Below are 12,056 nucleotides of genomic sequence, written 5' to 3' on the forward strand. Positions count from 1 at the left end.
AGTATAATTTACTATATATAGGTATTTACTTAAAGAGTAAGCTGTAGTAGCTTTCAGGAGGTGAAGCGGTATGAACATGTATGTTGGAATTACTGAGGAAGCTTGGTATGAAGCTTTAAAGGATGAGGACTATAAGGAAATATGCTTTTTAAAGCCAGCAGGGAATATAAACTTTGGAGCTCTGAGAAGAGATGAATTATTTTTATTCAAGCTTCACAGCCCCAAGAACTATATAGTAGGAGGAGGGTATTTTCTACATTTTTCCACTATACCCGGCTTTACCTTATGGAGTATATTTAAAGAGCGAAGTGGTGCAGCTAGCTTTAAGGAGCTGGAGGAGAGACTTGTAGATCCGATAAAAACTGGCTGTATTGTTTTGGGAGATCCTTTTTTCTTTGAGGAAAAGGATTGGATTCCTATACCTGAGGATTGGAATAGCAATATAGGCCACGGTAAAATATATAATGTACACAAGGATATAGGTAGGGAGCTCTATAGAGAGGTTGATGAAAGACTTAAAAGCTACAAGCCTCCAGAGGAGGCTGAAAAAATAAGTGAAGGCTTTCAGATAATTAAGGACCCCACGCATCCTTTCGGTGAGGGTGCCTTTAAGCTTAAGACCTTTGAAGCCTATCACAGAACCTGTGCCATCACTGGCTACAGAGTATCTATTGCTTTAGAAGCCTCCTATATACGACCAATAGAATATGGAGGTACCAATTCAACGGATAATGGAATCATTTTAAGAAGTGATCTTCAGAAGCTCTTCTCTGCAGGCTATTTGTCCATAACTGATGATTATAGTATCATAATCAGCAGTCAACTTAAACGGGACTTTAATAGCGGCACTGCATATAATAAGTATCATGGCCGTTCCTTGAAGGTCTTACCGGATATATTTTTCGAAAGGCCCTCCAAGGAAAATCTTAAATGGCATAGAGTAAATGTATTTTTACCTTAAGGAAGTAGAGGAGAGTTGATTAATGGGGTGCTTAGGTAATTTTTTGTGGTTTATTTTTGGGGGAGCTATTACTGGTTTAATGTGGTTAGTATTTGGAGTCCTTTGGTGCATTACTATCATTGGTATACCCTTAGGGCTTCAATGCTTTAAATTTGCAAACCTATCCTTCTTTCCCTTTGGAAGAGATGTGGTTTACAGAGGTGGAACAGGGTCCTTAATACTGAATATATTATGGATTGTGCTAACAGGTATACCCATGGCCCTTGAGGCTGTAATCACAGGAGTTGTATTATGCATAACTATAATAGGTATCCCTTTTGGGATGCAGTTTTTTAAATTAGCAAGGCTATTTTTAATGCCTTTTGGAAGTGAAATAGTTTAGCTTTAAAAAAAGAGCTCTTTATCTATCCTTATATGTAGTGGATGGGATAAAGAGCTCTTTAATATATTAACTAAGGCTTTAATATTACCTTTATACAGTTGTCTTCTTTTTCTTCAAAAATATTGTAGGCATGCTCGCCCTTATCTAGAGAAAGCTTATGGGTTATTATATCTCTAGCATCAAAATCTCCCTTTTGAATAAGCTCTAATATTGGCTTTATATAAGCCTGAGCTGGGCATTGACCCATCTTCAGAGTTATATTTCTCTCAAAAAGATTACCTAAAGGGAAGAGATTTTGTCTTCCACCATAAACTCCTACCATCATTATGGTTCCTGCCTTTCTAACAGCCTGTGTAGCTATTTCTATGGCTGATCGGGCTCCGCCTTGAAGTCTTAAGGCTGTTCCAAGCTTTTCTAGAGGATTCATATCTCCATCCATACCAACACAGTCAATAACTACATCAGCGCCACCTTTAGTTATTTCCCAAAGATATCTTCCGGGTTCCTCATGCTCTTCAAAATTAACTACTTCTACTCCACCATATTTCTGTGCGTGAGCTAATCTGTAACCAACCTTATCTACAGCAATGATTCTCTTTGCTCCCTTGCGAGCTGCCCATCTTATAGTTAAAAGACCTATAGGGCCACAGCCTAAAATTACAACCGTATCACCTGGTTTAACACCACCATGCTCTACTCCCCATAAAGAGGTGGGAAGAACGTCAGTGAGGAATAGAACCTCCTCATCCTCTAGCTCCTCAGGGACTACCACAGGACCTACATTGGCATAGGGGACTCTCAAATATTCAGCCTGTCCACCGTCATAGCCTCCATAGCTGTCACTATAACCAAGGTAACCACCAGTATCCTTTTCTTCATTTGCATTATCACATTGGCTAAATTGCCCGTGATTGCAGAAGTGGCAGTGTCCGCAGGCTACGGGGAAGGGAACTACAACTCTATCACCCTTTTTAAGATTACGAACATCGCTTCCTATCTCCTCTACGATTCCCATGGTTTCGTGACCTAAGATAAAGCCTCTAGGAGTATGAGGTACTCTACCATTAACTAAATGCAAGTCGGAGCCACAGATGGATGTTGATGTAACCTTAATTATAATATCATCAGCCTTTTCTAGCTTTGGATCTGGAACATCCTTAAGATTAACTCCTCTTAAACCATCATAAACTATAGCCTTCAAAAGTATTCCTCCTTGTATAGTTATTTTTATAGATAGCACAGATAAGCATGCTTTTAAATAACTATACCGAAATAATTAAATGATTTCTATTACCTTCATAAAAAGTTAAGAGAGCTTTTACTTAAAGAAAAGAAAAAAACTGATAAAGTGATTTGAATCACATATTTTATCAAAGCTACCCTATAAAATGTAAGTAAATGAGAAGGACTATTACACTAATAGAGGTTAAGGAGAGGGTTTAGTTGGAGGGAAGAAAATCTATTGATTTAAATAAGACTGTTTATAATCTTTGCAGAGACGATAGTGGGATAATAGATATTCTTAAAGACTTAGGCTTTAAGGATATAGGTAAGCCTGGAATCCTTGAGACAGCAGGACGATTCATGACTATAACCGCTGGAGCTAAGATGAAGGGAATTAACCTTGAGGATATTAAAAAAGAATTTATAAGTAGAGGCTATAGTATAGCAGAATAGGAGAAAAATATGAGTGAAATAATCAATAATAGTGAGTTAAGGAAAGAAACAATTAAAAGTATATTAGAAAAGCTGCATAAGGGAAGTTCTATAGAGGAAGTTAAAGAGGAGTTTGAGAGAACCTTTAATGGAGTGACTCCTTCGGAAATTTCAGAGGCTGAACAAGCTCTGATAGCAGAAGGAATGGAGGTTTCAGAAATACAAAAGCTTTGCGATGTTCATGCTGCAGTATTTAAGGGATCAGTCCTTGATATTCATAACACTGAAAACCTTGAAAAGATACAGGGACATCCTGTTTATGCTCTAAAGCTTGAGAATAGAGAACTAGAGAGAATAATTGATGAAAGAATTATCCCTAAGCTTAAGACTATGGAAGAGGAAGATGGGATAAGTGAACTGAAGGAAGCTTTAAGAGAATTAGGAAAGCTGAATCTTCACTATATCAAAAAAGAAAATATAATATTTCCTCTTCTAGAGTCTCACGGCATTGAAGCTCCTCCAAAGGTTATGTGGGGAGTAGATGATGAGATAAGAGCTTTTTGGAAGAGAATATTAATGGAAGATAATAATCTAATTATAGATTTAAAAACCTTTGAGGAGAATATAATCTCTCTTTGTGATAAGGTAAAAGAAATGATATTTAAAGAAGAAAATATCCTGGTTCCAATGCTGGCAGAAAAGCTTACGGAAGAAGAATGGAGAAGTATAGATGCTGAAAGCAGGGAGCTTGGCTTTATAGTGGATGAAATGCCAGAGTGGAAGAGGAGTCTGAATTTATCATCTTCTACAAGCTCTTCTCATGAGACTGTAAAAGAAGAACTCACCAGTGGAATAATAACTACACCAACGGGCACCTTCACTCCTCAGGAGCTAGTAGCAGTTCTTAATGCTCTTCCTTTTGATATAACTTTTGTGGACAAGGATGATAGAGTAAAGTATTTTTCCGAAGGTAAGGAAAGGATGTTTACAAGGACAAAGTCAGCCATAGGACGAAAGGTAAGCAACTGTCATCCTCCAGCCAGCGTTCATATAGTGGAAGCCATTGTGGAGGATTTAAGAAGTGGAAGAAAGGATCATGAGGATTTTTGGATTAGGCTTGGAGATAAATTCGCCCTGATAAGATACTTTGCCGTAAGAGATGAAAAGGGAGAATATTTAGGAGTATTAGAAATTACTCAGGACATCAAGCCGATTCAGGAGATAGAAGGAGAGAAGCGACTGGCTTCAAAATAGGAGAACAGCCTGTATGGGCTGTTCTAATTTTTTTATCAGCAAAAAATAGTTTGCTTCTAGCGGTTAAAATTATATTCTTGTACATCACTAAAATTCTGGTTATGGCAGTAATATACTACTTCCTTGTTTTTATCAAAAACCATAGAAAGCTCTGTTACCCATTGATCAGTATTTTGCTTCACGTCTCCCAGTATTTTAAAGGCTTGTTTTTCGTTGAAAGCTGTGGAGGCTGATAATAGCTCTTGTACAATGTTATACCTATTGCATGGGATTTCTTTTCCACCTTCTATGCTATCTATAATAGAATCGTTAGTCATAATTTGATATTCATTCTGTGATAAAGGGAAATATCTATTTCCTCTACCAGGCTCTATTATCCATACATCTCCTTGTTCACCACATATCATATTATGAACGCTGGAACCAGGTACATTTACAATCTCCGCCTGCTTCAGATAATAATTAAATTCATTCATAGGAATTTTTCCATCGATTATATCAAGAAGCAGCTTTGTGGTATGGATAACTCCTTTCCCTCGTCTATAATCTCCCTTACCATTAGAAGGAGCACATAGGCTGTTAAAGAAAACTCCAGACTTATGAACTCCAAAGGAAGGAGCCTTTACCTTACCAGTATCCACATATACAATAAACCAGTCTTTCTTCTTAGTATTAATACCGTACTTCATCCCATTATTATCAAAGTTCATGGCAATATAGATGTTATCCTCTGTTTTCTTTACAAAGCTTGTACACATAATTAAGCTCTCCTTTAGTTTATTTTATATAGAGCAATAGTTATATACCCATATAATTAATCATAAGTTGTATGGAATAAAATGTAAATGTTCTATAATACATTTTTATTCTAAAGGAATAACTCTGAAGCTTGAAAGAATGTATATTATAATAGAAGATATATAATTATTCTTATAAAGAGAGGAAGAGTTAATGATAGTGAAATCCGGAATTAAAAAAGGAGTAAAACTAATGATTATTATAGTGCTTGTGATGATATTTGCTGGAGTAGCTTCTTTTGCAGCTATAAACATATACATAAAGTCCTCTGTGAAGGATAGAATTCTTACGCCTAAGGAGGCTTCAGGGCTTCAGGCCGATTGTATTTTAATCTTAGGAGCTGGCATATGGGAGAATAATAAACCAAGTCCAATGCTCCAGGATAGGCTACTCCAGGGCATAGAGCTCTATGACCTTAAGGCCTCTAGCAAGCTTTTGATGAGTGGTGACCATGGAAGCAAGGATTATGATGAGGTAAATGTAATGAAGGACTTTGCTGTGGAGAGAGGGGTTCCTTCAGAAGATATTTTTATGGACCATGCTGGCTTTTCTACCTATGAGAGCATGTATAGAGCTAGGGATGTTTTTAAGGTGAAGAAAATCCTCATTGTCACTCAAGGCTATCATCTTTATAGGGCCTTATATGATGCTGAGGGGCTAGGTCTTGAGGCTTATGGTGTTCCAGCAGACCCCAGGGAATATGCTGGTCAAAGCTACAGGGAATTTAGGGAAGCTGTAGCAAGGGTTAAGGATTTCTTATATGTAATTATTAAGCCTGAGCCTAAATATCTTGGAGATGAAGTGCCTATAACAGGTAATGGGGATTCCACCAATGATTAAATGCCTTTAGTTTCATATTGAATATAACCCCAACCTGTGTTAGCATAATATTCGATAATTTTACAAAAGAAAAACGAAAGGAAGACAGCTTAGGAATGGAGGACATAAATCATAATAATCACAATACAAAAACAGGGATATTTAAGAAAAATCTTGGAGCCTTATATGTAGTTATAGTAGGTATAATATTTTTCTTTCTCATATATAGAAATCAAGCTGTAAAAGGAGTTTTAACGGCTTTGTATTCTGCCTTGAAGCCTGTATTAACAGGACTTATCATAGCATTTTTAATTAATCCTTTAGTTATGCTTTTAGAGAGAACTCTTTTAAGAGGTAGGTTTTTAGTTAAAAAAGAAACGGCTTCTCCTAAAGCTAAAAAAGCTGCTAGAGGTATAAGTATATTCTTAGCATTATTTTTAATGATTTCCACTATTATACTGCTTTTTAATTTGGTTATACCACAGGTGATAGCTAGTATACAGGGGGTAATTTCTGAATTTCCTGGCTATGTAGATACAGCTATTGAGAATGCTCAGACCTTTGCTGATAAAAACCCCATAGTGTCTGAGGGCTTCCTTACCTTAGCGCAGGAGTTCACAGAAAAGCTGAGCCACTGGCTTACAACAGATTTTGCCGAAAGGATCAGCTCCATGGCTGGTATTCTAGCTTCAGGGCTTATGGGAGTGTTGGGGATTTTATATAATCTGATTGTGGGAATAATCCTCTCAATATACCTTCTCAGTGGTAAAGAAAGATTCCTAGGTTCCTTTAAAAAAGCAACCTATGCTCTTTTAGACCATAGGAGGGCAGATTTTTTTGTAAAGACCATGAGAAGGGTTAATTACATTTTTTCCGCAGCGATTATAGGGAAAATACTGGACTCAATTATTATAGGCTTACTATGCTTTATAGCCTCCGGGATATTAGGAATATTCTTTAGTGCCATAGCTAAATATTCACTTTTAGTCAGTGTAATAGTAGGGGTGACTAATGTTATTCCATTCTTTGGTCCATATATAGGAGGAATACCCAGCACCTTATTAATAATGTTTGTTAACCCTGTGCATGGCTTGATTTTTGGTGCCTTTTTAATACTACTGCAGCAGTTTGACTGCAATTTTCTTGATCCTAGGATGGTTGGAGGGAGAGTAGGTCTGCCTGCTTTTTGGTCAATCTTTGCCTGTTTAGTGGGAGGGAGTCTTTTTGGCTTCTACGGCTTTATATTATCAGTACCCTCCTTTGCAGTATTTTACTATCTCCTAAAAACCTTTGTGGAAGAGAGGCTGAAGAGTAAAAAGCTTCCTGTAAATACAATAGATTATATGGAGCAGAACTAGCTTAAAATTAAAATTCCTAGCTTATTTGAAGTTAGGAATTTTTATTATGCAGATAATAGTGAATATTCTGTAACGAAAGTAACAATTGTGATATAATTAGTATAGATTGATTAATCAAAATCTCAGGGTATTAACTTAAAAGGAAAGGGGATTATCTATGAAAATAAGTAATGTAGGTGGAATAATAGCAGCAGCAAGCACTAAGCTGGCTAGGCCTATGCTTCAGGTAGGCGCAATACCAATAATTAAGAGAATCGTCATCTCCTTTCGACAGGCAGGTATATTTCCTATTGTAATAGTAATAGGCCATAAAGAAGATGAAATAAAATATCAGCTCTCAAGCTATGGAGCTATATTTATACATAATGAAGCCTATGAAGAGCCTCCCTTATTTGATTCTGTAAAGCTTGGATTATCCTATCTTCAGGACAAATGTGATAAGGTGATTTTTTCTCCTGTGAATGTTCCTATGTTTTCACCGGATACCTTGAGGAGAATGCTTTCAGTGGAAGGAGACATTATAACACCTTCCTATAAGAATCAGGGTGGACATCCTGTATTATTATCCTCAGAGGTTTTTCAAAGTATCATAGAATACTCTGGTGATAATGGACTTAGAGGGGCTATCTCTGCCATGAAGGAAAAGAGAGTGTGGTTACCCGTAGATGATCCTGGTATATTATATAGCGTTCATAATCATCAGGAGCTAAAGGAGCATTTAGAGGAGCATAATAAGGCAATACTTCATCCTTACCTTAATATCACCCTTGAGAAGGAAAGCTTATTTTTCAATGGAAGGGTTAAGCTCCTTTTGTTTTTAATATATTATACAAAGCATGTTAGGAACGCCTGTGATAAAATGGCTCTATCCTACAGCAAAGCCTGGGATATACTTAATAAGCTGGAAAAAGAGCTTGGCCATGCTGTGGTTGACAGAAGACATGGAGGTAAGCATGGTGGAAGGACAGACCTCACAGAAGAGGGGCTGCAGCTTTTGGTAGCTTACCAGCAATTTGAGAATACTATATTTTCCCATGCTCACAGAGAATTTGAAAGGATTTTTTTAAAGAAGGGAGTGTTGTAATTTTGAATATTCTGTTAAGCGAGTTCCTTTTAAAAAGAATTTGACGTGAAAAGACTAAATATTCTATAATTTAATAAACTCTATATATGGGAAAATGTTAAATAACGGGTAATCTTTATATATAGAGAAGAAAGTATAAGCTGCTATAGTAACTTTCTTCTTTTTTTATAAGATTATTGATAAAAAAATAACAAATATATTATATTTGTATAAATTATTATCAAATTAGCTAAACAATTTCCCTTTAGAAAAAAATTAAATGTAGGAGGATAGGTTATGGAAGGAATAAGTAAGTCTGTAACTAAGAAGGATCATTATCCAAAGATAAGCGGCAGTGCAATGTATGTAGCTGATTATCCCCAGGAAGGAGTGCTTTATGGAAAGCTCCTTCACTCGACTAAGGCTAAGGCAAAAATATTAAATGTTATTCTTCCTGAGCTTCCAGAGGGTTATTATGTAGTAGACAAAAATGATGTTCCAGGAGAAAACAGGGTTCATATAGTTATGGATGATACACCTGTTTTTGCTGAGGATACAGTAGAATATATCGGTGATCCAATTCTTATGGTGGTTGGTCCCTGCGAAAAGGAAGTAAAGAGAATTCTTAAAGAAATTCAGGTGGAGTATCAGGAATTAACTCCAATACTCAATATGCGCGATTATGATACCGTTTTCTTTGACTATAATTATGGCAAGGGAGACGTTGAAAAGGCTTTCCAGGAAGCTGATGAAGTATTCCAGGAGGAATTTGAGACAGGCTATCAGGAGCAGGCATATTTAGAGCCTCAAGGGCTTATGGCACAATATCACGATGGCAAGATAACTGTCCAAGGCTCCATGCAGTGTCCTTATTATGTTCATGGTGCTGTAGCTAAGGCTTTAGGCCTTGAGGCAAGCAAGGTACAGATAAAGATGGATGTAACCGGTGGTGGCTTTGGTGGTAAGGAGGACTTTCCTTCAATTCTTGCCTGTCAGGTAGCTGTGGCCGCTATTAAGGCTGGCAAACCCGTAAGAGTTATCTTTGACCGCCGTGAGGATATGGAATGTACTAGTAAGAGACATCCTTCTATATGTACCTACAAGGCTGCCGTTAAGGATGGTAAGGTAACTGCTATGGATATAGACGTACTCTTTAATGGTGGAGCTTACACTACCCTTTCTGCTGTGGTTCTTCAGAGGGGAATAATATGTGCAAATGGGGTATATAACGTAGAGAACTTAAAGGTTAGAGGAAGAGCAGTAAAGACCAATACGGTACCTAATGGAGCCTATAGAGGCTTCGGAGCACCTCAGACCTTCTTCTCCGTAGAAACTCTTATGAATCATATGGCAGAAAAGTTAGGAAAAGATCCATTAGAATTTAAGATAAATAACATGGTTAAGCAGGGAGACAGCACATCAACAGGAGGAAGATATCACTTCCCAGTACCCCTTCCTGAAATGATTGAAGAGGTGGATAAGGCAGCTGATTATAGAAATAAAAGAGAGCTATATAAAAAGGAACAAACAGGACGCTATCGTCGAGGAATAGGTATGTCTTTATACTTCCATGGCGCAGGATTTACCGGCAGTGGTGAGAGGGACATCATAAAGGCTGTTTTGAAGCTTCATAAATATCCTGATGGAAGAGTAGAGGTTCTAGCCAGCAATGCAGATATTGGACAGGGACTTAGAACAACCTTTGCAAAGATAGCTGCTAATGAGCTTAATATTCCTATTGATAGAGTAATAGTAGAAAATCCTGATACAGATAGAGTACCAGACTCCGGGCCTACTGTAGCCTCCCGTTCCCTTATGACCGTAGGTGAGCTCATAAGAAGAGCTGCTATAAAGCTTCGTGAAAATTGGGTAGAGGGTGAGGATCAGATTGTTGAGGAGCATTTTAAAGAGCCAGACTTTGTTATCCCCTTCTATTTAGATAAATTCCAGGGAGATGCATATCCAACCTATGCTTGGGGAGTTGTAGCTGTAGAGGTTGAGGTAGATACCCTTACAGGAATGAATAAGGTTTTAGGAGCTACAGGTAGCTTTGATGTAGGTACTCCTATTGATTATAACATTGTAGTTGGCCAGATGGAGGGTGGCTTTATGCAGGGACTTGGATATTCCTCCATGGAGCATATGAGTACTGATGGTAGAGGAAGGATAAGAAATAATAGCTACAGTGACTATGTTATCCCTACAGCAGTGGATGTACCAAATCTAAAAGCAATGCTTCATGTGGAAAAGTACCCCTTAGGACCTTATGGAGCAAAGGGTGCAGGAGAGCTTCCTCTAGTAGGTATCCCAGGAGCATATATTCAGGCAATGGAGCAAGCCTTAAGAGGAAAGTTTAATAACACTCCTTTTACTATGGAGCATACAATGAATTATCTCAGGAGGAACAAATAATGAATGAAATAAGATTTATATTAAATGGAAAAGAGACAGTCTACGAGGGCGATGCTACTGCTAGACTTCTTGATGTCCTTCGTGATGAATATAAGCTTACAGGAGTGAAGTGTGGCTGCAAAGAGGGCGAATGTGGTGCCTGCTCCGTTATTATGGATGGACAACTTATAAATTCCTGTATGGTTGCCATGGGAAGAGCTAATGGTTCTGAAATTATGACCATAGAGGGCTACAGAGAAACTGAACGCTTTAAGGTAATGGAAAAGGCCTTTGCGGGAGTTTCAGCAGTTCAATGCGGCTTCTGCATTCCTGGTATGATACTGGCAGGAGAAGCAGTGCTGTCAAAAAATCCTAACCCTTCAGAAGCAGATATAAGAACAGGGGTATCAGGAAATCTGTGCCGCTGTACTGGATATAATGCTCTGGTTAATGCTATAGGAATAGCAGCAAAGGAGGGAAAGGGATTATGGTAAAAGGTTATCAGCCAACTTCTCTGAAGGAGGCTTTAGAAATAAGAAGTAGTGAAAAGGTTACTCTCTACGGTGGCGGTACTGACCTAATGGTAGAAGAGGAAAGAGAAGGAAGCTATCTTTTCTTAAATAAAATACCTGAAATGAGAGAGATAAAAGAAGAGGAGGGACTCTTAAGAATAGGAGCTGCCTGCACCTTTACTGAGGTTTTAGAGCATCCTTCCACTCCACAAATTATGAAGGAGGCCATAAGCACCATAGCTTCACCAGCTATAAGAAATCTAGGCACAATGGGAGGCAATATTGGTAATGGATCCTCCAAGGGAGATAGTGTACTAGTTTTATTTGTAGCAGATGCAAAGCTTAGAGTGGTAAGTCTTCGGGGAGAAAGAATAATAGATATAGATAAGTTTTATTTAGGAAGAAAGAAGCTGGATTTAAAAGAGGATGAAATCATAGTAGAAATTCTTCTGCCAACTGAAAACCTTAACAATTATACCTTTGAAAAGGTTGCTGAAAGACAGGCTCTAGCTATTTCCCGTGTAGCCTTTGCAGGAGTGTTCTCCATGGAGGGGGATAAGATTGCTAAGATAGCTGTAGCCTTTGGAGCTGTAGCCAGCACCTTCCTTCGATTTAAGAATATAGAAGAAAAGCTTATAGGGAAGACCCTAGAGGAAGCAAGAGCCCTTAAGGAGGAGTATATTGCTCTTTATGATGAGGCAACAGTATTTACAGAAGGCCGTGTTTCTGCGGAATTTAGAAAGGAAGTATGCATGAATTTATTAAGAGATTTCCTTTCTCAAAATGGTATTTAATATTGCTCCTATGAGCAGCTATTTTATAGCTGCTCAGGAGATTTAATATTATAGGAGTAATAAATTAA

At 37.8% G+C, this 12,056-nt stretch carries 12 protein-coding genes; 10 read left to right on the forward strand and 2 right to left on the reverse strand.

Translation table 11 applies throughout. The features are described 5' to 3' along the window. Window positions 1-70: 70 nt before the first annotated feature. Both ACPWSR_RS12445 and ACPWSR_RS12450 read left to right on the forward strand, forming a co-directional pair. Window positions 71-961: an HNH endonuclease gene (locus ACPWSR_RS12445; protein WP_426348551.1), complete on the forward strand. Its 891-nt coding sequence runs from the start codon at window positions 71-73 to the stop codon at window positions 959-961. 22 nt (window positions 962-983) lie between these two features. Further along, a complete protein-coding gene (locus ACPWSR_RS12450) occupies window positions 984-1,343 on the forward strand; it encodes a YccF domain-containing protein (protein ID WP_426348552.1) in 360 nt (119 codons plus the stop codon). Window positions 1,344-1,413: 70 nt separating this feature from the next. Here the strand turns inward: ACPWSR_RS12450 and ACPWSR_RS12455 are convergent, their stop codons facing one another. Further along, window positions 1,414-2,544 (reverse strand): zinc-dependent alcohol dehydrogenase, encoded by a 1,131-nt coding sequence (locus ACPWSR_RS12455; RefSeq protein WP_426348553.1) that lies wholly within the window; start codon window positions 2,542-2,544, stop codon window positions 1,414-1,416. 242 nt (window positions 2,545-2,786) lie between these two features. Here ACPWSR_RS12455 and ACPWSR_RS12460 point away from each other — a divergent pair, with 242 nt between their 5' ends. Continuing rightward, window positions 2,787-3,020 carry a DUF1858 domain-containing protein gene (locus tag ACPWSR_RS12460; RefSeq protein WP_426348554.1) on the forward strand — a complete coding sequence of 78 codons (234 nt, stop codon included), beginning with the start codon at window positions 2,787-2,789 and terminating at the stop codon, window positions 3,018-3,020. 9 nt (window positions 3,021-3,029) lie between these two features. Then, a complete protein-coding gene (locus tag ACPWSR_RS12465) occupies window positions 3,030-4,253 on the forward strand; it encodes a DUF438 domain-containing protein (protein ID WP_426348555.1) in 1,224 nt (407 codons plus the stop codon). 56 nt (window positions 4,254-4,309) lie between these two features. On the opposite strand, the gene ACPWSR_RS12470 is transcribed toward ACPWSR_RS12465, so the two are convergent. Beyond that, entirely contained in the window at window positions 4,310-5,011 is a 702-nt protein-coding gene (locus ACPWSR_RS12470; protein ID WP_426348556.1) for a hypothetical protein, read from the reverse strand. 232 nt (window positions 5,012-5,243) lie between these two features. Here ACPWSR_RS12470 and ACPWSR_RS12475 point away from each other — a divergent pair, with 232 nt between their 5' ends. The 6 genes from ACPWSR_RS12475 to ACPWSR_RS12500 all read left to right on the forward strand — a co-directional run bounded on the left by ACPWSR_RS12475 (window position 5,244) and on the right by ACPWSR_RS12500 (window position 11,988). Beyond that, window positions 5,244-5,891 (forward strand): SanA/YdcF family protein, encoded by a 648-nt coding sequence (locus ACPWSR_RS12475; protein ID WP_426348557.1) that lies wholly within the window; start codon window positions 5,244-5,246, stop codon window positions 5,889-5,891. 17 nt (window positions 5,892-5,908) lie between these two features. After that, entirely contained in the window at window positions 5,909-7,228 is a 1,320-nt protein-coding gene (locus ACPWSR_RS12480) for an AI-2E family transporter (protein WP_426348558.1), read from the forward strand. Between the two features lie 157 nt (window positions 7,229-7,385). Beyond that, window positions 7,386-8,312, forward strand: coding sequence for an NTP transferase domain-containing protein (locus ACPWSR_RS12485; protein WP_426348559.1), 927 nt, complete (start codon window positions 7,386-7,388; stop codon window positions 8,310-8,312). Window positions 8,313-8,588: 276 nt separating this feature from the next. Beyond that, complete coding sequence (locus ACPWSR_RS12490; protein WP_426348560.1) at window positions 8,589-10,703, forward strand: xanthine dehydrogenase family protein molybdopterin-binding subunit; 2,115 nt, start codon at window positions 8,589-8,591, stop codon at window positions 10,701-10,703. Further along, on the forward strand, window positions 10,703-11,176 hold the full coding sequence (locus tag ACPWSR_RS12495; RefSeq protein ID WP_426348561.1) for a (2Fe-2S)-binding protein: 474 nt from the start codon (window positions 10,703-10,705) through the stop codon (window positions 11,174-11,176). The genes ACPWSR_RS12490 and ACPWSR_RS12495 overlap by 1 nt, the downstream gene beginning before the upstream one ends. Continuing rightward, entirely contained in the window at window positions 11,170-11,988 is an 819-nt protein-coding gene (locus tag ACPWSR_RS12500) for an FAD binding domain-containing protein (protein ID WP_426348562.1), read from the forward strand. The genes ACPWSR_RS12495 and ACPWSR_RS12500 overlap by 7 nt, the downstream gene beginning before the upstream one ends. Window positions 11,989-12,056 lie beyond the last annotated feature (68 nt).

The sequence above is a fragment of the Alloiococcus sp. CFN-8 genome (assembly GCF_049943125.1).
In the GTDB taxonomy this organism is placed as follows: domain Bacteria; phylum Bacillota; class Clostridia; order Clostridiales; family Clostridiaceae; genus JAEXZL01.